The sequence below is a fragment of the Pseudomonas alcaligenes genome, assembly GCF_014490745.1.
GTDB lineage: Bacteria > Pseudomonadota > Gammaproteobacteria > Pseudomonadales > Pseudomonadaceae > Aquipseudomonas > Aquipseudomonas alcaligenes_C.
Window position 1 is genome coordinate 3,350,222 of sequence record NZ_LZEU01000001.1, and the last position, 22,039, is coordinate 3,372,260.

The 22,039-nt window shown below is 64.7% G+C and carries 17 protein-coding genes; 10 read left to right on the forward strand and 7 right to left on the reverse strand.

The window, feature by feature from the left end; all coding sequences use genetic code 11:
- Window positions 1-3: 3 nt before the first annotated feature.
- Window positions 4-906: a LysR family transcriptional regulator gene (locus tag A9179_RS15230; RefSeq protein ID WP_187807065.1), complete on the reverse strand. Its 903-nt coding sequence runs from the start codon at window positions 904-906 to the stop codon at window positions 4-6.
- A gap of 104 nt (window positions 907-1,010) precedes the next feature.
- Here A9179_RS15230 and A9179_RS15235 point away from each other — a divergent pair, with 104 nt between their 5' ends.
- From A9179_RS15235 to A9179_RS15255, 5 genes are all read left to right on the forward strand, one after another.
- Window positions 1,011-2,732 (forward strand): amidohydrolase, encoded by a 1,722-nt coding sequence (locus tag A9179_RS15235; RefSeq protein ID WP_187807066.1) that lies wholly within the window; start codon window positions 1,011-1,013, stop codon window positions 2,730-2,732.
- A gap of 76 nt (window positions 2,733-2,808) precedes the next feature.
- Window positions 2,809-3,885 (forward strand): C45 family autoproteolytic acyltransferase/hydolase, encoded by a 1,077-nt coding sequence (locus A9179_RS15240; RefSeq protein WP_187807067.1) that lies wholly within the window; start codon window positions 2,809-2,811, stop codon window positions 3,883-3,885.
- 64 nt (window positions 3,886-3,949) lie between these two features.
- Window positions 3,950-5,275: an MFS transporter gene (locus tag A9179_RS15245; protein ID WP_187807068.1), complete on the forward strand. Its 1,326-nt coding sequence runs from the start codon at window positions 3,950-3,952 to the stop codon at window positions 5,273-5,275.
- A gap of 63 nt (window positions 5,276-5,338) precedes the next feature.
- Complete coding sequence (locus A9179_RS15250) at window positions 5,339-6,067, forward strand: TorF family putative porin (RefSeq protein WP_187807069.1); 729 nt, start codon at window positions 5,339-5,341, stop codon at window positions 6,065-6,067.
- 310 nt (window positions 6,068-6,377) lie between these two features.
- Window positions 6,378-7,151, forward strand: coding sequence for a hypothetical protein (locus A9179_RS15255; protein ID WP_187807070.1), 774 nt, complete (start codon window positions 6,378-6,380; stop codon window positions 7,149-7,151).
- 134 nt (window positions 7,152-7,285) lie between these two features.
- On the opposite strand, the gene A9179_RS15260 is transcribed toward A9179_RS15255, so the two are convergent.
- Window positions 7,286-7,993: a hypothetical protein gene (locus A9179_RS15260; RefSeq protein WP_187807071.1), complete on the reverse strand. Its 708-nt coding sequence runs from the start codon at window positions 7,991-7,993 to the stop codon at window positions 7,286-7,288.
- Between the two features lie 299 nt (window positions 7,994-8,292).
- The gene (locus A9179_RS15265; protein ID WP_187807072.1) at window positions 8,293-9,210 is read right to left on the reverse strand and encodes a LysR family transcriptional regulator; all 918 of its coding nucleotides are present in this window, start codon (window positions 9,208-9,210) and stop codon (window positions 8,293-8,295) included.
- Between the two features lie 116 nt (window positions 9,211-9,326).
- Between A9179_RS15265 and A9179_RS15270 the strand changes: the two genes are divergently transcribed.
- Both A9179_RS15270 and A9179_RS15275 read left to right on the forward strand, forming a co-directional pair.
- Entirely contained in the window at window positions 9,327-10,241 is a 915-nt protein-coding gene (locus A9179_RS15270) for an alpha/beta hydrolase (protein WP_187807073.1), read from the forward strand.
- Between the two features lie 57 nt (window positions 10,242-10,298).
- A complete protein-coding gene (locus A9179_RS15275) occupies window positions 10,299-11,228 on the forward strand; it encodes an alpha/beta hydrolase (RefSeq protein ID WP_187807074.1) in 930 nt (309 codons plus the stop codon).
- Window positions 11,229-11,314: 86 nt separating this feature from the next.
- Here the strand turns inward: A9179_RS15275 and A9179_RS15280 are convergent, their stop codons facing one another.
- Window positions 11,315-12,103: a helix-turn-helix domain-containing protein gene (locus A9179_RS15280; protein ID WP_187807075.1), complete on the reverse strand. Its 789-nt coding sequence runs from the start codon at window positions 12,101-12,103 to the stop codon at window positions 11,315-11,317.
- A 124-nt stretch (window positions 12,104-12,227) separates the two neighbouring features.
- Here A9179_RS15280 and A9179_RS15285 point away from each other — a divergent pair, with 124 nt between their 5' ends.
- A complete protein-coding gene (locus A9179_RS15285) occupies window positions 12,228-13,052 on the forward strand; it encodes a carbon-nitrogen hydrolase family protein (protein ID WP_187807076.1) in 825 nt (274 codons plus the stop codon).
- A gap of 33 nt (window positions 13,053-13,085) precedes the next feature.
- Entirely contained in the window at window positions 13,086-14,186 is a 1,101-nt protein-coding gene (locus A9179_RS15290) for a polyamine ABC transporter substrate-binding protein (protein ID WP_187807077.1), read from the forward strand.
- Between the two features lie 86 nt (window positions 14,187-14,272).
- Here A9179_RS15290 and A9179_RS15295 read toward each other — a convergent pair whose 3' ends face one another.
- Window positions 14,273-14,800, reverse strand: a complete 528-nt coding sequence (locus A9179_RS15295; protein WP_187807078.1) for a DUF3087 domain-containing protein — start codon at window positions 14,798-14,800, stop codon at window positions 14,273-14,275.
- Window positions 14,801-14,831: 31 nt separating this feature from the next.
- Window positions 14,832-18,848 (reverse strand): ATP-dependent RNA helicase HrpA, encoded by a 4,017-nt coding sequence (gene hrpA, locus A9179_RS15300; protein ID WP_187807079.1) that lies wholly within the window; start codon window positions 18,846-18,848, stop codon window positions 14,832-14,834.
- Window positions 18,849-19,069: 221 nt separating this feature from the next.
- Here hrpA and A9179_RS15305 point away from each other — a divergent pair, with 221 nt between their 5' ends.
- Window positions 19,070-20,551, forward strand: coding sequence for a methyl-accepting chemotaxis protein (locus tag A9179_RS15305; protein ID WP_187807080.1), 1,482 nt, complete (start codon window positions 19,070-19,072; stop codon window positions 20,549-20,551).
- A 332-nt stretch (window positions 20,552-20,883) separates the two neighbouring features.
- Here A9179_RS15305 and A9179_RS15310 read toward each other — a convergent pair whose 3' ends face one another.
- Entirely contained in the window at window positions 20,884-22,032 is a 1,149-nt protein-coding gene (locus A9179_RS15310; RefSeq protein ID WP_187807081.1) for an HlyD family secretion protein, read from the reverse strand.
- Window positions 22,033-22,039 lie beyond the last annotated feature (7 nt).

Below are 22,039 nucleotides of genomic sequence, written 5' to 3' on the forward strand. Positions count from 1 at the left end.
GGTTCAGGGCGCCCAGTGCGCCTTGAGGTACTCGATGAACACCTTGACCTTGCGTGTGTTGCGCCGGTGCGGCAGGTACAGCAGGTGGATCCACGGGCCGAAGGCGCTCGGTTCGCGCCAGTATCCGGGCATCACTTCCACCAGCTCGCCGCGTGCCAGGTAGGGCGCGGCGCTCCACTGCGGGATGAACTGCAGGCCCTGGCCGGCGAGCAGGCAGGCCAGCAGGAAGTCGTAGTTGTCGCTGGCCAGGCGCGGCACCGGCTGGGCCAGGCGGATACGTTGCTCGCCCTGCTGCACCCACCAGAAGTGCCGGTTGAGCAGCGGATGGCGGAAGATCAGCCAGTCATGCCGCAGGTAGTTGTCCAGGGTCACCTCGCTGCCCTTGCGCGCCAGATAGGCCGGGCTGGCGCACAACTGCAGGTGGTTCTCCACCAGCGGCTGGGCGATCACTCCGGGCAGGTCGGTAGGGCCGTCGCGCAGGGCCAGGTCGTAGCCGCCGTCGACCAGGTCGACATAGGTGTCGCTCAGCTCCACTTCCAGATGCACCTGCGGATGGTCGCTGAGAAAACGACAGCACACCTGTGACAGGAACGCCGGGGCGAAGGACGGTGGCGCGGTGATGCGCAGGCTGCCGCGCAGCTCGTGCTGCAGCTGCTCCACCCCCTCGCCGGCCAGCTGCAGCTGCATCAGCGCCTGGCGCGCGCCATCCAGGTAGATGTGCCCGGCCTCGGTCAGCGCCATGCGCCGCGTGGTGCGTTCGAACAGGCGGGTACCCAGCTCCGCCTCCAGCTGCGCCACCGCCTTGGTCAGGGCCGACGGGGTCTTGCCCAGCTGCTCGGCAGCGCGGCTGAAATTGCCCTGCTCGGCGGTGGCGACAAACATGGTCAGCGCGCTCAGCTTGTCCATTTATCTATTCCTGCTAGGCACAGAAGTTGTGCAGAGAGTGGCATTTTTCCGCTGGCTCGTACTGGTTAGCCTGCCCGCAGACTAACAAAAAACAGGGCCACCCCATGAAACCGCTGTTCCCTCTGCTGCTCGCCAGCGCAATAGCCTGTGCCTCGATGGAAACGATGGCCGCCACCGATCTTATCCTGCACAACGCCAAGATCTACACCGCCGAGCCGGGCCAGGCGCTGCAACAGGCCATCGCCGTGGAGAACGGCAAGGTGCTCGCCGTCGGCTCCGATGCGCAAATCCTCGCGCTCAAACAGCCCGCCACCCGGCTCATCGACCTCGGCGGCAAGGTGCTGATGCCCGGTTTCATCGACTCCCACACCCACCTGGTCAAGGGCGGCCTGCAGATGCACCAGGCCAACCTGAACAACCAGGACATGCCGCTCGACGAGCTGGAACGCCAGCTGCGTCAGTGGCGCGACGACGGCACGGCACGCCGCGGCGAGTTCCTTAGCGTCGGCGGCGTGCCGACCAGCTACTGGGATCGCATCGGCGAACTGGAGCAGCGCTTCAACCATGGCGAATGGGCCACTACGCCGATCCTCCTGGCCGGCGGCGACTATCACACCGGCTGGGCCAACCGCGCCCTGCTGGCCAGGGCCGGCGTCGATGCAGCCAAGGTCAAGGCACTGCAAGGCGAAGAGCGGGCCACCATCGGCCACCACGACAACGGCGAGCCCAACGGTTTCCTGGTCGATGCCGGGCTCTACCCGGTGCAGGCCCTGCTGCCGCTGGCCAGCGACGCCGAGCTGCTGGTCGCCCTGGAGGATGCCCAGCAGCACTACCACAGCCTGGGCATCACTGCCTGGATGGAGCCGCTGGCCAACGAGAACCCCGGTGGCGATATCCACAACGACTCGCTCGGCGTGCTACCGGCCTACAAGGCACTGGCCGCCAAGGGCGGTCTGAACGCCCACGTCGCCGCCCTGCTGATGGCCGACTCCAAGGCCACCCCGACCGACCTCGACCAGTTGGACCAGGTGCGCCAGCAATTCCAGGGCATCGCCAACCTCAGCCTGCCGGGCATCAAGGTGTTCGCCGATGGCGTGGCCGAGCACCCGGCGCAGAGCGCGGCGATGCTCGAGCCGTACAGCAACTCGGGCAAGAACGGCGAGCTGCTGTTCGACCCGCAGGGCTTCGCCCGCCTGGTCGATGCCGCCGATGCCCGTGGCTGGCTGGTGCATGTGCATGCCATCGGCGACCGCGCGGTGCATGAGTCGCTCAATGCCGTGGCCTACGCTCGCAAGCAGCGCCACAGTGGCATCCACCACTCCATCACCCACCTGCAGATGGTCACCCCGGGCGACTTCGCCCGCTTCCAGGCGCTCGACGTGATCGCCGCGATGCAGCTGGACTGGGCCGCTGCCGACGAGATGAGCGTCGACCTGGTCAAGCCCTACGTCACCGCCCAGGCCTACCAGTACATGTACCCGGCGCATTCGCTGCTGAGCAACGGCGCCACCATCGCCGGCGCCAGCGACTGGCCGATCACCACTGCCGATCCGTGGAAGGCCATCTACCAGGCGCTGACCCGCAAGGGGCCGCAAGGCGTGCTGGCACCGGCCGAGGCCGTCGACCGCCAGACCATGTTCCAGGCCTACACCCTGAATGCCGCCCGCGCCCTGCAGCTGGATCGGCAGATCGGCTCGCTCAAGCCGGGCAAGCAGGCCGACCTGATCGTGCTCGACCGCGACGTGTTCCAGGTATCCCCCGAGGCGCTGGGCGATACCCAGGTGCTCAAGACCTACTTCGCCGGCCGCGAAGTCTTCTCCCGTTAACCCCTCGGCCGCGCCCGCTGCGTCAGCCGAGGCAGCGTGGCGCAGGCCTGCCCGTCCCCTGCAGTAGGTAATTCCCGTGAAACTTCATACCTTCGTCACCGACACCCAGAACCCGCAACAGCGCGGCCGCCAGATCGGTGAACGCTGGGCGCCGCAGATCCAGCAGACCTGCGCGCTCTACCTCGACTTCTTCAACCAGGTGGATATCGACCCGCAACGGGTACGCAGCATCGGCGAGGCCAGCCTGGAGTCGCTGCGGGCCTGGAGCCTCAACCTGACCGAGGAGCTGGTGGCCACCGCCGCGGGTGCCGGCCTGCCGCTGTGGCAACTGGCGGCGCTGAATGCGCGCACCGAGATCCTCGCCACCATGCCGGCCGACGCCGAAGGCGAGTGCTCCACCTGCGTGTTCGCCCCGGCCGGTGCCGAAGCACCGCGCACCATCCAGACCTGGGACTGGCACGACAGCCTGGTGCCCAATGGCCTGCTGCTGCAGCTGACCGGCAGCAGCGGCCTCACCGCCAAGCTGTTCACCGAGTTCGGCATGCTCGGCAAGATCGGCGTGAACAGCGCCGGCCTCGGCCTGCACTTCAACATCCTGCACCACGCCAGCGACAACGCCAGTGCCGGGGTGCCGGTGCATGCCATCGCCCGCTACATTCTGGAAGAGGCGCGCAGCGTCGACGAGGCCATCGCCCTGGCGCGCTCGGCACGGGTCAGCGCCTCCACCGTACTCACCGTGTTCCACCGCGACGACAGCAGCCCGCGCGCCGCCAGCATCGAGCTGTCGCCCCAGGCCACCGCCCTGGTGCTGCCCAACGCCGAGGGCTGGATCACCCACACCAACCACTTCCTGGCGCCCGAACTGGTGCCCGGCGAGCGCACCGCGGATGTGTCCACCACCTACCTGCGCCTGGCCCATGTCGATGCCCAGCGCAGCGCCATGCAGGACGACAACCTCAGCGAACGGGCCCGCGCCATGTGCGGCGCGGCGGGCGAGCAGGCGCCGATCTGCTTCCACCCCGATCTGTCCCTGGCACCCAAGGAGCGCTGGGAAACCCTGCTGACCATCGGTATCGACACCGTCGCCGGCGACCTGCTGTACAGCGCCGGCAACCCGATGCAGCTGGCCGCACAAGGCAACCTGCGCTTCTGACCCGCAACCCGCCGCCGGCCCGCCAGCCGGCGGCTCCACTCCAACAACAAGATGGGTACGTCACATGGCTAATCACGCAGTGCAGGCGGGCAAGCAGTCCGCCCTGCGCACCTTCTTCGTCTCCGGCATGGGCACCGCGCTGGAGTTCTACGACTTCGTCATCTACGGCGTCGCCGCCGCTCTGGTGTTTCCCCAGCTGTTCTTCCCCGAGCTGGACAAGCTCACCGCCACCCTGGTGGCCTTTGCCGCGTTCGGCGCCGGCTTCTTCGCCCGCCCGCTGGGCGGCATGGTGTTCGGCCACTTCGGCGACAAGGTCGGCCGGCAGAAAGCCCTGGTCATCACCCTGCTGCTGATGGGGCTGAGCACATTGCTGATCGGCTGCCTGCCGACCCACGCCAGCATCGGTGCCGCTGCGCCCGTGCTGCTGGTATTGCTGCGCCTGGTGCAAGGCTTCGCTGCCGGCGGCGAATGGGGCGGCGCGGCGCTGTTCGGCATCGAGTCGGCGCCACCGGGCAAACGCGGCCTGTGGGGTAGTTTCACCAGCATGGGCATCGGCATCGGCGGCATCCTCGGCTCGCTGGTGTTCGCCCTGGTCAGCCTGGCCTATGACGACAACCTGGCCGATTTCGCCTGGCGTATCCCCTTCTGGCTCGGCGGCGTACTGGTGCTGGTCGGCCTCTATGCGCGCCTGCAGAAGCCCGCCCAGGCGCCGCAGCAACCACGCGAGAAAGTGCGCCTGCCACTGCTCAGTGCACTGCGCTCGCGCCCGCGGGAAATGCTGCTGTGCACCGGCATCGCCTTCGGCTACGTGACCATCGCCTACATCGGCAGCACCTTCTTCCTCGCCTACGCCACCGACATAGGTTACGGCAGTACCGAGGCCCTGCTGTTCGATATCAGCCTGTCGGTGGCCATCGCCATCAGCGCCCCGCTGTTCGCCATGCTCTCCGACCACCTGGGCCGGCGCCCGGTGATGATCCTCGGCGCCAGCATCATGGCCCTGGGCTTCTTCCTGTTCTTCCCGATGGTCGGCCTGCACAGCCTGTTCGCGTCCTTTGCCGCCTACATCATGATCGGTGCCTTTATGGGCGCGACCCAGGGGCCGATCCCGGCCTTCCTCGCCGAGCAGTTCCCCCAGTCCATGCGCTACTCGGGGATGTCCGCCGCCTACCAGATCGGCGCGGCACTGGGTGGCGGCACCGCCTCCAGCGCGGCCACCGCCATCCTTATCCTCAGCGATCACAACCCCTTCGGCGTGGCCCTGTACGGCGCCCTGGCGCTGAGCATCGTCGCCCTCTGCTCCTGGCTGCTGCGCGAGACCGCGCACCTCGACCTGGCCGACATCGACGCCCAGACCTGGAGCGCCGAAGCCTGCCCGCAACAAGCCTGATCGGCTGCGTCTGCGCCGCACTCCGGTGCGGCGCCCCCTTACAACAACAAGAGAGACCCCACCATGCACCGCCACCTTCCCCTCGCCCTGGCCGCCGGCCTGCTGGCGCCCGGCGCCCATGCCATCGAACTGACCGACAACCTCGGCCTGGAACTCAAGGCCGGCGTCTACAGCGACTACCGCACCCGCGGCATCTCGCAAACGCAGAACGACCCGGCCCTGCAGGGCTCGGCCACCCTGCTGCACGGCAGCGGCCTGTACGCCGGGGTCTGGAGTTCCAACGTCGACTTCGCCGCCCCCGTCGATGGCACCCGCCAGGAGCTGGATTACTACGTCGGCTACTACTGGCAGATCAGCGACGCCATCGCCCTCGACACGTCCTTCATCAAGTACGTCTACCCCGGCCAGGGCGACCTCAACTACAGCGAGTACCACGCCGAACTCAGCGCCTACGGCGCCTTCCTCGGCGGCAACTACGCAGACGACCTGGCTGGCGAGCAAAGCTACCTGTACAGCTACCTCGGCTACCGCACCGAACTGCCCTGGGAAACCGGGCTGGAGCTGCGCTACGGCCTGGTCGACTACAAGGATCCGCTGTTCTACTCGACCAGCGGCGCCGACCGTGACAGCTACCACGAATGGCAGGCCAAGCTGAGCCGCTCGCTGTTCGACCTGGACTGGTCGCTGAGCTACGTCGACACCGACCTCTCCGCAGCCGAGTGCGCCAGCTACAACGGCTTCGACGATGTCTGCTCGGCCACCCTGGTGGTTGGGGTAAGCAAGACTTTCTGAGTTGCGGAGCGCAGCCACGGAAGGCAGCGCTCCCCCTTTCTTCCCATCTGCCCCGCCACCAGTGCCGCACGCCCGAACGGCTTGCACACCTCACCTGCGATTGGCCGAACTCGTAAACCTCTGACCGGTTACAGCCGATTGAATCGGGTCGGAACCGGCTAAAAGCCGACGCCCACTAGTATCAATGTCAGGTATATGTACGCAGCACGGCAAAAAATCTTGCCGGTCACCAAGCCCCGGCTCAATAATCGGCGTCATGATTGCTCTGAGCAGAAGACCTCGGGGTATTAATGGCCAGCCTGGGGGATTAATGAGCATCACGGACAGTCGTGGTTTTATTCGGGAAATCAATACGACCCCTCAGAACTTTTTCCTAATTCATTATTCCTGTCAAAGTTTGTATGACGACAATGAAGCGCTATCTCCGCGGATAACCTCAATTGCTATTACTCACTATGCGACCGGGCAGGCTGTAAGCTTTTCAACGCATGCAATTGCCGAAGAACTTCGCATTGCACGCGACGAGGTCATAGGGCGATTTGACGCCATAGAACTAGAGTTACTCACCAGCTTTTATCAATTCATTCGAGATAGGCGCGATAAGTATTGGGTTCATTGGAATATGCGGAACCTTACTTATGGTTTTGAGCACCTAGAACACCGATATCGTGCTCTAGGCGGGCGTGATGCATCAGTCATACCTGTAGAACGCAGACTAAATCTTAACGACCTACTATCTGACCGCTATGGAGCCGACTACGCCTCTCACCCCAAGATGAAGTCTCTTATGGAACTAAATGGCGGGATCCCGAGGCACTTCCTCGAAGGGAAAGAGGAGATTCAAGCATTCGAAAATAAAGAATTTATTCGAATGCATAACTCCACCTTGTCAAAAATTGGTTTTTTCAACTCTACGATTAGAAAGATGGTCACTGGGAAGCTTAAAACCGCCTCCAAAGGCTACGGGGTTATGCTGGATCGGACTTTTGAAGGACGACTGGCTAAAACCATTGCGTTAGTTGGTGCCATAGTCGGGATCGGAGTGGGTATATGGCAGACCATACTATGGGTTATAGGCAGCTGAGTCTCAGCAGTTGTATTCGATACATGAATCGATCTAACTTAGCAGTCACTCAGAGACGCTAGTTAAACTAATCTGCACGAAGATTAAACTATTAGCCCTTCGCCCCCAGCTGCACAAGTTCGTCACATTAGTTTCTATTCCAGAGGAATCGGAGCCCATTCAAGAATATCTACATATTTGTTCAGGTGTCGAGCCATCCAGCCGGCCTTGGCTTTAACCCCTAAATCATCACTACCTCGAAGAGTCTCTTCAATCTCCATTCGTACCTTTTCTAGAAAATGCGAATCAGGTTTTTTGGAGAAGTCTCCAAGATGTGCAGATGGCATGTAGTCCAAAAAATACAGACCATCATGGTCTTGGGCCGCTTTCCACATCGGGTTCGGTGGGGCTATATTCGCAGTAGTAACAATTGGAGGATCAAGGATAACCCGAGGATAGATGGCCGTTTTGCTCTCTAGCTCGTAGGCTTTGATCATCCCGTCACCAAGTACGATGTGATCAGAGTGGATTAGCTTACCTTGAGTTATCCCTCCCCGAGTCAGCACACCTTGCGATAGTAAATGTAAGCAAAGATTGCTGCTGATTGTCATAACCATTGCGAAACCAATCGGGTTTAACGCTCCAGAGATGACAATGTTGTCTGAGAAAGTTGTGGCCTTGAACATATCCTCAAAACCGGACGTTCCCGATACTTTCTGACCAAAATCCGGATAGACGGTTAGCCCATCCAAAATAGTCAGCAACTGCTCTAGTTTCTCGGGCTTAATTTCTAGGGACTTTACATGTTCGCGGAAACCCAGGATGTCAATAAAAGCCACATACCGCTCAACGTACTGATCCATCGTAACCTCAAAGACGGGTTTACCACATTCCCACGGACGGTTTGAAAAGGGCTGAAAAATTCAGATCTTGCCGGGCGACTCTACGACGTATTCGTGGGTTATGGAATCGCTCTATGTAGTCAAAAAGATCTGAGAGCACCCGGAATCTTGTGTAACTGAGCTGGGCTAAACACACTCATTGCAGGTACATATAAGCTTGCCTAGTGTACTGACAATGAATGTCCGCTCTTGGCCGAGATCGGACAGCCTGAAAGGTCAGCTCCCGGCCAATAGCAGCCACACCTGCGCTGCCTGGGCAGTCAAAGCAGTGAGCGCTTCTCTACCAGAAAGTCGATTAGCACTCGTACCTTGGCCGGCATCTGTGCACGTGTCGGGGCATACAGGTAGAAACCTGGGAAAGCCTGGCACCAGGGCTGCAGCACCCGCACCAGCTCGCCGGATGCCAATTGCTCGCTCACACAGATATCAAGGTACTTGATCAAACCCACACCCTGGATGGCCGCCCTCAACATGCTTTCATCATCGTTGAAGACGGCACTGCCACGCGGCTCGAACACCTGCGTGTGCCCCTCGGCATCTGGCGCCGTGAACGACCAGCGATCCAGCGTGCCGCTGCTGGTGAAGCGGTAGGCCAGGCAGTTGTGCTGAATCAGATCAGCCGGCGACTGCGGGACTCCATTGCGCTTGAAGTAGTCCGGTGAGCCGACGACTGCCATTTCAATGCGCGGACTGATCGGCACAGCCACCATGTGCTCGTCCAGGCTCTCGCCCAAGCGAATTCCCACATCCGCACTGTCGGCGATGATGTTGGCCAAACCATCATTCAGTACCAGTTCCAGGCGCAACCCCGGATAACGCGCAAGAAACTCGCCCAGGTGCGGCTCCAGCAACGTCCGAGCGGCGATGCGCGAGGTGTTCACCCGAATCAGGCCAGTCGGCGCCGATTGAACCTCACCCATTTCGGACACGGCCGTATCGATCAGCTTCAAGGCCGGAGCGACCGCATCGAACAGACGCTGACCTTCCTCGGTCAGTGACATGTCCCGGGTGGTGCGATGCAGCAGCCGCACATTGAGTTGCTGCTCCAACCCCTTGAGGTGTTGAGAAAGGGCCGCACGCGACATCTCCATCTCTGCCGCGGCCTTGGTGAAGCTGCGGTGGCGGGCAATGTGGACGAACCAGGCCAGTGCGGGCAGCAGCGAAGGATTGATCGACATATTGTTCAGTAATCCTGACGTCTCATGTCGATTCTTGCATATTTTTCTCGAACAAACTCCGATCTAGGATGAATCCATCGAGCGACACACAGGCGCTCAGCACTGGAGCCAAGATCATGCAGAAAGTCAGCATCCCCACCCTCAACGGCCAGAGCGTCACCATCGCCGCCGTGATCCATCAACCGGCCAACTTCGATGCCAGCCAGCAGTATCCGGTCATTGTCGTGGCCCATCCGGGCGGCGGCGTGAAGGAACAAGCGGCCGGCCTGTACGCCAGCAAGCTGGCGGAGCAGGGGCTGCTGGCCGTCGCCTTCGATGCGTCCTTCCAGGGTGAAAGCAGCGGCGAGCCACGCCAGCTGGAAAACCCCTATATCCGCACCGAAGACATCAGCGCCGTGGTCGACTACCTGACCACCCTGCCCTACGTCGACAACCAGCGCATCGGTGCCATGGGCATCTGCGCCGGAGGTGGCTACACCGCCAACGCCGCCATCAATGATCGCCGCATTAAGGCCATCGCTACGGTCAGCGCGGTGAACATCGGCCAGATGTTCCGCAACGGCTGGGAAAACACCGTGCAGGATGCCGACGCTCTGCCCTACATCGCCCACGGCTCACAAGCGCGCAGCAGCGATGCCAGCGGCGCGGCGCTGGCCACCCTGCCGCTGGCGCCGATGCGCGAGGAGGATGCGCCCAACGAGGAGCTGCGCGAAGCCTGGGAGTACTACCACACCCCGCGTGCCCAGCATCCGAATGCGCCGGGTTTCATGACCGCGCGCAGCCTGCCGCAGATCATCACCTACGACGCCTACCACAAGGCCGAGGCTTTCCTCACCCAGCCGATTCTCACCGTGGCCGGCAGCGTGGCAGGCAGCAAGTGGATGAGCGATGACCTGCTCGCCCGCGCAGCCAGCACGGACAAGCAGATGCACGTGATCGAGGGGGCCAATCACATGTCGCTGTACGACAAGCAACCCTACGTTAACGAGGCTGTCGCGGCACTGGCCCAGTTCCTCCAGACCCGTCTGTAACTCAGCCTACCTATCGAGAGCAGCCGAGCGCTTCGCGCCGGCTGCCCAGGAGCCCCCATGAACACTATCCAGCACGTCACCTACCGCAACCTCGGCTGGGACAGCGCCGCCGACCTGCACCTGCCAGCGGGCTTTGACGCGAGCAAGACCTATCCCGCCATCGTCAGCACCCACCCGATCGGCAGTTGCAAGGAACAGACTTCAGGCAACGTCTACGCACGCCAACTGGCAGAAGCCGGCTTCATCGTCCTGGCCTTCGACGCCAGCTTCCAGGGCGCCAGCGGCGGTGAGCCGCGCTTCATGGAAGACCCGGCCATTCGCGTTTCCGACATCCGCTACGCCATCGATTACCTGGTCAGCCTGCCCTACGTGGATGCACAGCGCATCGGTGCCATCGGCATCTGTGGTGGCGGCGCCTATACCATCAACGCCGCCATTACCGACCGCCGGATCAAGGCGCTGACCTCGATCACTGGCGTCAATTTCGGCCGTCTGATGCGTGAAGGCTTCAGCCAGTTCAACCCGCTCGCTGCACTCGATGCCATGGCACAGCAACGCACCGCTGAAGCCAAAGGTGGCCCCCGCCAGATCATCAACTACCTGCCGGATTCGGTTGAAGCGGGTAAACAGGCTGGCCTGAGTGATATCGATGTGCTGGAAGCCACCGACTACTACAAGTCAGCGCGCGGACGGCAGCCCAACGGTGCCACCAGCGGGCTGTTTTCCTTCAACAGCGCCGCCATGGCCTGGGATGCCTTTGCCCACGCCGAAACCCTGCTCACTCAGCCACTGCTGGTGGTGATCGGCGACAAGCCCGGCGCCTTCGGCGCCTACCGTGACGGCTGGGAAATTTATGGCCGCGCCGCCTCCAACGCCAAGCAGATTTTCGTGGCCGAAGGCTGGTCGCACTACGACCTGTACGACCGCGAAGAGCCCGTAGCCCTGGCCATGGCGCAAATTGTTCCGTTCTTCAAGGAGCACCTGTAGTCCTCCGCCGGATAGATGATCCCCGCGCTCCGCGCGGGGATCATCGGCAGCCCAGCACCAGCAGCCTGTCTCTCACCTTCAGTGCCTCAGCCCCCCTGCGCCTGCATGAACAGGCCGAACAATTCCGCCTGCGACTTGATCGCCAGCTTGGCGTAGAGATGCCGGCGGTGCACCTTCACCGTCTCGGCCGAGATATCCAGCTTGCGCGCCACTTCCTTGTTGGAACAGCCGGCCAGCATCAGGCGGATAACGTCCACTTCGCGCGCGGTCAGCGCCGCCCCCAGGCGCTGCATGGCCGCCTCCAGCCCACCCGTCAGCGTCTGCGCCTCGACCATCGGCTCAGGCACCGGCGGCGTCTCGAAAGCCATACGCTGGCGCATCAGCGCCAAGACCCAGGGGCGGATCAGCTCCAGCAGGGCGATCTGCTCCGGAGTGAAACGGCGCTTGCTGCCCAGCGACAGGCACAGCGTGCGTTCGGCATCCAGCTGGACGTTGAACTGCACCTCATCGGCGACCACGTTGTGGGTGAAGTACAGGCGGTAGTAGTCGGTCTGCTCGAAGCATTCCGGCGCCACCTCGGCCAGGCGCACCAGGCCGCTGCCCGGCTGCTCGCGGCTGGCGATATAGAACGGGTCGAGCAGGTACAGGCCCTTGAGGTAGTCATGGAACAGCGGGTCGCTGCCACCGCCCTCGAAGGGGCTCTCGGCGAACACCTGCGGGCGGTTCGCGCTGAACAGCAACGCGACCCAGCTATCGGCCGGTACGTAGTCGTGCAGCAGACGGCTCAGCGCCAGCCAGAAACCGGGCTGGTCGAGACGCTCGATCAACTGGCCGACGGCGCGATGCCAGGCCAGATCCTGCAGGGTCAGCCCCATGCCTGCTACTCCCGGGGTTAGCTAATCGGGGTGATATGAAATTCGGAGTGAAAACACATACTTGCATCGCCCCTGCGGAAAGTCATGGAGTTTCCGCAGCCTCGAACAACAACAAGGTTTGCCTATGAAACTCGAACTCGTACAGATGGCCGGCCGCGACGGCGACACCGCCTACAACCTGCAGCGCACCCTGGATGCCATCGCCACCTGCGCGGCGGATACCGATATCGTGGTGTTCCCCGAATCGCTGATTACCGGCTTCCCCAGCCCGCACAACCTCACCACCCTGGCTGAGCCACTGGATGGCCCGAGCCTGCGCGCCATCCAGCAGGCCGCTCGCGAGCGCGACCTCGCCGTGGTGGTCGGCCTGACCGAGAACGACCAGGGCCGCTACTACAACACCAGCGTGCTGGTGACCCCCGAAGGCATTGCCCTGAGCTATCGCAAAACCCACCTGTGGGTCGGCGAAGGCGAGCTGGTGCAAGCGGGCGACCGTTACGCCACCGTGGAGTGGCGCGGCATGCGCCTCGGCCTGCTGATCTGCTACGACAGCGAGTTCCCGGAAAGCGCCCGCGCCCTGGCCGAACAGGGCGCCGAACTGCTGCTGATCACCGACGGCAACATGGAGCCCTACGGCCCGGTGCACCGCACCGCGGTAAGCGCACGTGCCCAGGAGAACCAGGTCTTCGCCGTGATGGTGAACCGCGTCGGCGAGGGCGAAGACGGCACCCGCTACGCCGGTGGCAGCGCCGTGGTCGACCCGTTCGGCCAGCTGCTGTTCGAGGCCGGGCGCGAGGAATGCCGCCACAGCCTGCGCCTCGACCCGGCGCGCATCGCCGCCGCCCGCCAGCTCTACGACTACCATGCCGACCGGCGCTTCAGCCTGCCTGGCGAACGTATCGAGCATGCCGACGGCCGTCGCGAACTGCTGATCCCACCGCGCGGCTGAGCCCGCATGACCATGACTCGCCAGGAGCCCGCCATGACCTACAAGCCGTTGCTCAACCTCACCCTCGCCTGCCTGCTCGGCGCCACCCTGGGCAATGCCTGGGCGGATGCGCCCAGCGTGCACCTGTACAACTGGTCCGACTTCCTCGCCCCGGAAACCCCCAGGGAATTCCAGCAAGAAACCGGCATCGCCCCAGTGCTCGACGTGTTCGACGACGCCGAAGTGATGGAAAGCAAACTCATGGCCGGGCGCAGCGGCTACGACGTGGTGGTGGTGCCGGACGACCTGCTACCCAATTTCGCCCGCGCCGGGCTGCTCCAGGAGCTCGATCGCACGCAGCTGCCCAACTGGTCGCACCTGGCCCCGGAGCTCCTGCGCAAGCTGGAGGTGAACGACCCGGGCAACCGCTACGCCATCCCCTACATGTGGGGCACCACCGGCATCGGCTACAACGTCGACAAGGTGCGCGAGCTGCTCGGCGACAAGGCTCCGGTCGACTCCTGGGAACTGATCTTCAAGCCGGAAAACATCGCCAAGCTCAGCCAGTGCGGCGTGGCCATGCTCGATGCGCCGGTGGAGATCATGCCCATCGCCCTGCATTACCTGGGGCTGCCCAGCAACAGCAAGAACCCCGACGACTACGCCAAGGCCGAGGCGCTGATGCAGAGCATTCGCCCCTACGTGCGCTACTTCAATTCCTCGAAATTCACCACCGACCTGGCCAACGGCGACATCTGCGTGGTGGTCGGCTGGGGCGGCTCGGTGTACAGCGCCAAGCTCAGCGCCGAGAACGCCCACAACGGCATCAAGCTGGCCTACAGCATCCCGCGCGAAGGCGCGCCGGTGTGGATCAACAACCTGGTGGTGCTCAAGGACGCGCCCAATCCGCAGCAGGCCTACACCTTCCTCAACTACATGCTGCGCCCCGACATCATCGCCAAGAGCTCCAACTACGTCGGCTATCCCAATGGCAACCGCGACGCCACCGCACTGGTTGACGCACAACTGCGCAACGACCCGATGCTCTACCCCTCCGCCGCGGTCATGGACACCCTGTTCCCCCTGGAGACTCTGCCACTGAAACTGGAACGCGTACGGACACGCGCCTGGAGCAGGATCAAGAACGGCACCTGAGTTGCTCCAGAGCCCAAAACAAAGCCCCGCGCGGATCGCTCCGGCGGGGCTTGGTTTCTAGTGCGGCCATCCAGCCTTGGCAGGCCCTATACCTTGATGCCTTTCACCGCCACCAGCCAGGCCGGATCGAGGCGCTTCTGCTCCAGCTCCAGCCCGCGCTGCGCCATGGCATCGCAGTGCGCATTGATCTCGCCGACCATCTGGCTGAGGTCGCTGCTGTTGCCGTCGAGCTGGTGCATCTGGGTTACCCCCAGGTGATAGAAGCGCAGCAGCTTCATGGCGCTCTCGTCACCGGCCGCCACGCCGGCCTGCACATGGTGCATGACGTTGGTGACGCGCAGCAGGCTGCGCTTGAGCTGCCAGCCATACACCGCCGCCGCCATCCACGGCTGCCCCCAGAACTGGTAGCGCACCAGGCCGATGGTCAGCCCCAGGCCGCTCAGCACACCGAGCAGGTTCCACTTGAAGTTCTCCCCGGGCGGCCCGCCGAACAGCTGGGTGCTGGCGGTGGCGCAGAGCATGCCCAGCGCCAGGAAGATGGCGATGACCACGAAGGTGCTGCGGCGGGTCTGCTGGCGGTAGAGCTCGGGGCTCATGGGCTGGATTTCGAACATGGAATTGACTGCCTTGGATGACTGAAGAGAGTCAGGCCTCGACCTGGCTCCACTGCTTGCTCAGACGCTTGTCGGATACCGCCATGCGGGTGCCCAGCTGCTGGGCGAACAGCGACACCCGGTATTCCTCCAGCATCCAGCGGTACAGCACCAGCTCGGGGTCGCGCTTGCCTTCCTGGGCGTGCTTGGCGGCGCGGGCCTGGTACTGCTCCCAGGCAGCGGCGAATTCGCCCGTCCACACCCGGTCGCGCTGCACCTGGGCACCGACCTTGTCCAGGCGCTGCTCGATGGCTTTCAGATAACGCGGGATTTCCTTCAGCCACTCACCCGGTGTCTCGCGGACGAAACCGGGATAGACCAGGTTGGCCAGCTGCTGCTTGATGTCGTTGAGCGCCATGGCCTGGGCCAGGTCGATCTTGCCCTTGAAGCGCTTCTGCAGGCCGTGGCTGAGCTTGAGGATGTCCAGCACCAGCCTGGCAATGCGCTCGGCGTGAGCCGTCCAGTCGCCGCGCCTCGATTCGGCCAGGGCGGCCAGGGCCGCGCCATCGCGCGGCAGTGTCGCCTCGCCCTCGAGCACGCAGGCGTCGAGACTGGCCAGCAGGATGTCCTCGACCAGCGCCTCGGGGCGGCCCATTTCGCGGTACAGCAGGCCCAGCTCGGTAAGGCCCGGCAGCTTGCCGCGCAGGAACTTGGCGGATTCGGCCAACTGCTGCAACAGCAGTTTCTGCAGGGCACGGCGGTGCTGGAAGTCGGCCTCGGCCTGGGTCGGGAAGCGTCCTTCCTTGACCACCCCGCCCTCTTCCACCAGCGCCGGGAACACGGTCATGGAGAGGCCGGCGATCTTCTGCTGGGTCTTCTCGGCGACCTGGGCGAAAGCCTTGGCCTCGACTGGTTTCTGTTCCTGCTTCTGCTGCGGAATGGCCAGGGCCGCCTGGCTGGCTTCGGCGAAGCGCGCGGTCAGCTCGGCCAAATCGCGACCCTCGCCGAGGAACTTGCCACGGGCGTCGACCACTTCCAGATTCATCTTCAGATGCGCTTCCAGCTGCTGCGCCGCTTCCTCCCAGGCCTCGTCGGAGACACGGGCGCCTGTCATGCGGGTCAGCTCGCGACCGAGCGATTCGGGCAGCGAACCCTGGCCGAAGACGATCTTCGACAGGGCGGCGCCGACGAAGTCCGGCACCGGCACGAAGTTCTTGCGCAGCGCCTTGGGCAGGTTGCGCACCAGGGCAATGGCCTTGGCCTCGATCAGGCCCGGCACCAGCCATTCGAGGCGATCCGCCGGCAGTTGCGGCAGCAACGGCGCCGGCACGCGCAAGGTCACGCCGTCGCGCGGGTGGTTGGGTTCGAAGTGATAGGTCAGCGGCAGTTGCAGCTCGCCGAGCTGGAGGATGTCCGGGTACTGCGCGGCGGTGACTTCCTTGGCATCACGGGCCAGCACGTCCTCCTCGCGCATGATCAGCAGCTGCGGGTTCTTCGCGCCCTCGCTCTTGTACCAATGCTCGAAGGTGGCGGCCTGGTGGATCTCCGCCGGGATGCGCGCCTCGTAGAAGGCGTACAGGGTTTCCTCGTCGGCCAGGATGTCGCGGCGGCGAGCCTTGGCTTCCAACTCGTCGAGGCGCTCCAGCAGCTCACGATTGGCCGCCAGACACTTGGCGCGGCTGTTGATCTCGCCACGCACCAGGCCGTCGCGGATAAACAGCTCGCGCGAGGCGACCGGGTCGACCGGGCCGAAATGCACCGGGCGGCGGCCGACCACGATCAGGCCGTACAGGGTGACCTGCTCGAAGGCCACCACCTGGCCACGGCGCTTCTCCCAGTGCGGCTCGAAATGGTTCTTCTTCATCAGGTGGCCGGCCAGCGGCTCGATCCAGTCCGGCTCGATCTTGGCCACCTGGCGGGCGAACAGCTTGGTGGTTTCCACCAGTTCGGCGGCCATTACCCAGGTCGGCTTCTTGCGCCCGATCACCGAGGACGGGTGAATCCAGAAGCGCCGCTGGCGCGCGCCCAGGTAATCACCGTCCTCGGTCTTCTGGCCGATCTGGCTGAGCAGGCCGGACAGGATCGCCTTGTGCACTGCGGCGTAGCTCTTGGCGCGCTGCGCCGCCTCGCTGGCCTCGGCCTGCTCGCGGACGATGACATTGACCTTGGTGTCGGTGGTCGGCTTGGCCTTCTGCTCGCCCTGGGCCGGGCGCTCGCGACCACCTTCCGACTTGCCGGCGGACAGCTGCAGCTCGCGGGCGATCAGCACCAACTGGCGGTGGGCGTCGCGCCACTCGCGCAGGCGCATGTAGTTGAGGAAGTTCTTCTTGCACCAGTTGCGCAGCGGGTTGCTGCCCAGCTCCTGGCGTTTCTCCTCGAAGCCGCGCCACAGGTTGATCAGCGCGGCGAAATCGGAGTCCACATCCTTCCACTGCGCGTGGGCCTGGTCGGCGGCCTGCTGGCGTTCCATCGGCCGCTCGCGCGGATCCTGCACGGACAGCGCCGAGGCGACGATGAGTATCTCGTCCAGACTGCCGAGCTTGGCCGCTTCCAGCACCATGCGCCCCAGACGCGGGTCGATGGGCAGACGCGCCAGCTGACGGCCGATGGGCGTGAGCTGGCTCTCGCGGTTGACCGCCGAGAGCTCCTGCAACAGGGTGAAGCCGTCGCTGATGGCCTTGCCATCTGGCGGCTCGATAAAGGGGAAGTCCTCGATGCTGCCCAGACGCAGATGGAGCATCTGCAGGATCACCGCGGCCAGGTTGGTACGCAGGATTTCCGGATCGGTGAATTCGGGACGGCCGAGGAAATCCTCCTCGCGGTACAGGCGGATGCAGATGCCCGGCTCGACCCGGCCGCAGCGGCCCTTGCGCTGGTTGGCGCTGGCCTGGGACACGGCCTCGATGGGTAGGCGCTGCACCTTGGCGCGGTAGCTGTAGCGGCTGATGCGTGCCGTACCGCTGTCGATCACATAGCGGATGCCGGGCACGGTCAGCGAGGTCTCGGCGACGTTGGTGGCCAGCACTATCTTGCGCCCGGCCATGGGCGCGAAGATCTTCTGCTGCTCGGCCGGGGTCAACCGCGCGTATAGCGGTAGCACCTCGGTGAAACGCAGGTTGGCCTTGCGCAGCACCTCGGCGGCGTCGCGAATCTCGCGCTCGCCGGGGAGGAACACCAGCACGTCGCCGGGGCGCTTGCCCTCGGCCTGCTCATGGGCGGCGATCTCGTCCAGCGCGGCGAGGATGCCCTGGTCGACGGTGAGGTCGTCGAGCAGGCTCTCGCCCTCCTCGTCCACCTCGGCGGCCAGCGGGCGGTACCAGGTTTCCACCGGGTAGGTGCGGCCGGACACTTCGATGATCGGCGCGTCGTTGAAGTGCTTGGAGAAACGCTCCAGGTCGATGGTCGCCGAGGTGATGATCAGCTTGAGATCGGGGCGACGCGGCAGCAGGGTCTTCAGGTAGCCGAGGAGGAAGTCGATATTGAGACTGCGTTCATGCGCCTCGTCGACGATGATGGTGTCGTACTTTTCCAGGTAGCGGTCGTGCTGGGTCTCGGCCAGCAGGATGCCGTCGGTCATCAGCTTGATCAGCGTGCCGTCCTTGCTCTGATCCTCGAAGCGCACCTGGTAGCCGACCAGCTCGCCCAGCGGCGTGCCGATTTCCTCGGCGACCCGGGTGGCGACGCTGCGCGCGGCCAGGCGCCGCGGCTGGGTGTGGCCGATCAGGCCATGCACGCCGCGACCGATCTCCAGGCAGATCTTCGGCAGCTGGGTGGTCTTGCCCGAACCGGTTTCGCCGGCGATCACCAGCACCTGGCTCTTCTGCAGCGCGGCCTTGATCTCGTCGCGCTTGGCGGCGATCGGCAGGGCATCGTCGTAGCGGATGGTCGGGATGCTGCGCTTGCGCGCCTCGACCTTGGCCACGGATGCCTGGAAGCGCTCCAGCCACTGCGCCTGCTTGGCTTCGTCCGGGTGTTTCTGCAGCTCGTGCAATTGGCGGCGCAGGCGGTGACGGTCGGCCTGCATGGCCTGGTCGAGGTTGTTCAGTAGCGGATTACGGGTATCGGTCATGGGCAACGACAAGTAGGAGCGAGCTCTGCTCGCGAACAGCGCACCGCCAGGGCATTCGCGAGCAGAGCTCGCTCCTACGGTGAATTCGAAGCGGGATTGTCGCAGCCCGCCCGGAGCTTGCCCAGCCCGCACAGCAACCTTGACCGGGATCAACAGCCGCCCGGCGCGCCTGCGGCAAGCTGCATGGCCAAATGCCAGCCAACCTGCAGTAGAAGGTCATCATGGGCGCGCTGATCCGTAATCTCTCGCTGAAATACAAGTTCTGGGCGGTCAACCTGGTCGCCTTCGCCACCACCCTGCTGCTGGTGCTGTTCGCCCTGCATCAGGAACAGGCCGGGCGCATCGACGCCGCCCGCCAGGCCGCCGAGGATCGCGCTGCGCTGCTGGCGCAATGGCCTGGTGATACGGCGCCAGCCGCCAAGGATGCGCTGCGCTTTGCCGCCGGCAGCCGGCCGAGCCTGCCCGGTATCGACAGCGCCGCCCTGCTCGGCGCCCGTGGCTGGGTCGAACTAGACGGCGACCGCCTGTGGGGCGAGCAGCCGCTGGTCGGTGCCTGGGTGCAGGATGCCGGCAACGGCCAGCGCCTGGCCGTGCTGGCCCAGACACCGAGCCTGTGGCAGCTGTTCGAGCTGCGCGCCGGCAGCTACGCCCTGGCGGTCGCCGCGCTGATGCTCCTGCTGCTCGGCGCTTCGCAGCTGCTGATCCGCTTTATCCTCGGCCATCTCAACCAGTTGAAGGACGTGATGCTGCATGTCGAGCGCAGCGGCGACCTGTCAGCACGCGCGCCGAGCGACAGCCAGGACGAGGTCGGGCAGATGGCCGGCGCCTTCAACGCCATGCAGAGCGGCTACCAGCGCGTGGTCGGTACCGTGGCCCAGGCCGCCGCGCGCCTGGACGACGGCGCCAAGCGCCTGGCCGGGAGCATGGCCGAGGTACGCCAGGGCATGCTCGGCCAGCAGAGCGAGACCGACCAGGCGGCCACGGCGATCAACGAGATGTCCGCCACCGTGTTCCATATCGCCCAGCACGCCGCCGACACCCGCGACCAGGCCACCGAGGCGGATCGCCTCAGCGGCGCCGGCCAGGAAGTGGTGGCGCGCGCCGGCACGGCCATCGCCAGCCTGTCCCAGGGCGTGCAGCAGACCGCCGAAATGGTCGAGCGCCTGGCCGAAGACAGCCAGACCATCGGCGGCATGGTCAATGTGATCCACGGCATCGCCGAGCAGACCAACCTCCTCGCGCTGAACGCGGCCATCGAGGCGGCGCGCGCCGGCGACATGGGCCGGGGCTTTGCCGTGGTGGCCGACGAGGTGCGCAACCTGGCCAAGCGCGTGCAGGACTCCACCGACGAGATCACCCGCATGATCGGCAACCTGCAGGCCGGCACCCGCGACGCCCTGGACTTCATGCGCGACAGCTCGCTCAAGGCCGATCACTGCGTGGAGGAAGCCGGTGCCACCGGCGCGGCCCTGGCCACCATCGCCCAGGCGGTGGCGCAGATGCGCCAGAGCAACACGCAGATCGCCGTGGCCGCCGAACAGCAGAGCCAGGTGGCCGAGGAAATGACCCGCTCGGTAGTCGGCATCCGCGATGTCACCGAGCAGACCGTGCAGCAGACCCTGGCCTCGGCCAGCACCAGCGCCGAGCTGGTCGGGTTGGCTGGTGAGCTGAACCAGGCGATTGGGCGGCTGAAGCTGGGGTAGGTCTGGCGGGAGCAGTTACGCGGGTTGCACCCGCCCTACTGAATCAGCTCATACCTCGCGCAGCTACGGAAACAAGCGCCCAACTTGAGTAATCCTCCGTCATCCTCGCGAAGGCGGGGATCCAGAAGAGTTCAAACCAGCTCGGTGATACAGAAATAGCCGGAGTTGCCGGCCACTGGTTTATTCCCCTTCGGGCCAGCGCAAGCGCTGTTCAGCGATAAAGCCGCTGTCCCGCCTGCGCGGGGATGACGGGCTGGAAAATCTGTCAGCAATCTCTGCCCCGCAGTGGCTTGTGGCCGACGTAGGGCGGGTGCAACCCGCGCCAGCACGGCTCAGGAATCCGCCGCCAGCTCGGCCGCCACATCGCCCACCGGCTGATGCCCGGCCACCGGCTCCTCCGCCTGGCAACTATCGGCATCGCACACCAGCCCTTCAACCTTGGCCGCGGTATCCACCCGCGCATCCACCGACATGCCGACGCGCAGATGGCCGAGCAACGGCTGATCCGGGTCGAGGGCGATCTTCACCGGGATGCGCTGCACCACCTTGGTGAAGTTGCCGGTGGCGTTGTCCGGCGCCACCGCCGCGAAGGTCACTCCGGTGGCCGGCGCTAGGCTCTGCACATGGCCGTGCAATACCGCGTCGGGGAAGCTATCCACGGCGATGCTCACCGGCTGGCCCGGGCGCATGTGGTGCAACTGGGTTTCCTGGAAGTTGGCCACCACGTAGGCGCTGTCCAGCGGCACCACGGCCAGCAGCACATCGCCCGGTTTGACGTAGGCGCCGATGCGCACGGCGCGGCGCCCGACCATGCCGTCCACCGGGGCGCGTAGCTCGGTATGGGAGAGATCCAGCTCAGCCCGTTCCTGATTGGCCCGGGCGCTCTGCAGCGCAGCCTGGGCGGCATCACGCTGGGCGGCGAGGATGTCGGTCTGCTTCTGCGTGGCCAGCAGGCCGGCGCGGTTTTCCTGCTGTTTGGCACGGGCGCTGTCGTAGCGGCTCTGCGCCTGCTGCGAGTTCTGCAGGGTGCCGGCGCCGCGGCCGACCAGGCGCTGGTAACGCTCGCGCTCGCGCTGGGCGAACAGCACTTCGGCGCGGTCGGCCTGCAGCGTGGCGCCGGCCTGGTCGATCAGCGACTGCTGACGCTCCAGGGTGGCCTGGGCGTTGGCCAGCTGCGCCTGGGCGCTGGCCACTTCGGCGCGGGCGCCATCCAAGGCGGCACGGTAGTCGCGGTCGTCGATGCGCGCCAGCAGTTGGCCGGCCTTGACCCGCTGGTTGTCCTCCACCAGCACCTCGTCGACAAAGCCCGAGACCTTGGGCGCCACCAGGGTGTAGTCGGCGCTGACGAAGGCGTCGTTGGTGCTCTGTTCGTGGCGCTCGGCCAGCAGGAAATACCAGGCGCCCCACACGCCCAGGCCGAGCAGCAGGGCCAGGCCGGGCAGCAGCACGGGGATGGGTTTGCGCACAGTGTCGGGGGTCATGGCAAGG

What these genes read in the sequence shown, in the direction of transcription:
- A9179_RS15230 (WP_187807065.1), bottom strand. Translation starts at nt 906, where the DNA reads ATGGACAAGCTGAGCGCGCTGACCATGTTTGTCGCCACCGCCGAGCAG.
- A9179_RS15235 (WP_187807066.1), top strand. Translation starts at nt 1,011, where the DNA reads ATGAAACCGCTGTTCCCTCTGCTGCTCGCCAGCGCAATAGCCTGTGCC.
- A9179_RS15245 (WP_187807068.1), top strand. Translation starts at nt 3,950, where the DNA reads ATGGCTAATCACGCAGTGCAGGCGGGCAAGCAGTCCGCCCTGCGCACC.
- A9179_RS15250 (WP_187807069.1), top strand. Translation starts at nt 5,339, where the DNA reads ATGCACCGCCACCTTCCCCTCGCCCTGGCCGCCGGCCTGCTGGCGCCC.
- A9179_RS15255 (WP_187807070.1), top strand. Translation starts at nt 6,378, where the DNA reads ATGAGCATCACGGACAGTCGTGGTTTTATTCGGGAAATCAATACGACC.
- A9179_RS15260 (WP_187807071.1), bottom strand. Translation starts at nt 7,993, where the DNA reads ATGGATCAGTACGTTGAGCGGTATGTGGCTTTTATTGACATCCTGGGT.
- A9179_RS15265 (WP_187807072.1), bottom strand. Translation starts at nt 9,210, where the DNA reads ATGTCGATCAATCCTTCGCTGCTGCCCGCACTGGCCTGGTTCGTCCAC.
- A9179_RS15270 (WP_187807073.1), top strand. Translation starts at nt 9,327, where the DNA reads ATGCAGAAAGTCAGCATCCCCACCCTCAACGGCCAGAGCGTCACCATC.
- A9179_RS15275 (WP_187807074.1), top strand. Translation starts at nt 10,299, where the DNA reads ATGAACACTATCCAGCACGTCACCTACCGCAACCTCGGCTGGGACAGC.
- A9179_RS15280 (WP_187807075.1), bottom strand. Translation starts at nt 12,103, where the DNA reads ATGGGGCTGACCCTGCAGGATCTGGCCTGGCATCGCGCCGTCGGCCAG.
- A9179_RS15285 (WP_187807076.1), top strand. Translation starts at nt 12,228, where the DNA reads ATGAAACTCGAACTCGTACAGATGGCCGGCCGCGACGGCGACACCGCC.
- A9179_RS15290 (WP_187807077.1), top strand. Translation starts at nt 13,086, where the DNA reads ATGACCTACAAGCCGTTGCTCAACCTCACCCTCGCCTGCCTGCTCGGC.
- A9179_RS15295 (WP_187807078.1), bottom strand. Translation starts at nt 14,800, where the DNA reads ATGTTCGAAATCCAGCCCATGAGCCCCGAGCTCTACCGCCAGCAGACC.
- hrpA (WP_187807079.1), bottom strand. Translation starts at nt 18,848, where the DNA reads ATGACCGATACCCGTAATCCGCTACTGAACAACCTCGACCAGGCCATG.
- A9179_RS15305 (WP_187807080.1), top strand. Translation starts at nt 19,070, where the DNA reads ATGGGCGCGCTGATCCGTAATCTCTCGCTGAAATACAAGTTCTGGGCG.
- A9179_RS15310 (WP_187807081.1), bottom strand. Translation starts at nt 22,032, where the DNA reads ATGACCCCCGACACTGTGCGCAAACCCATCCCCGTGCTGCTGCCCGGC.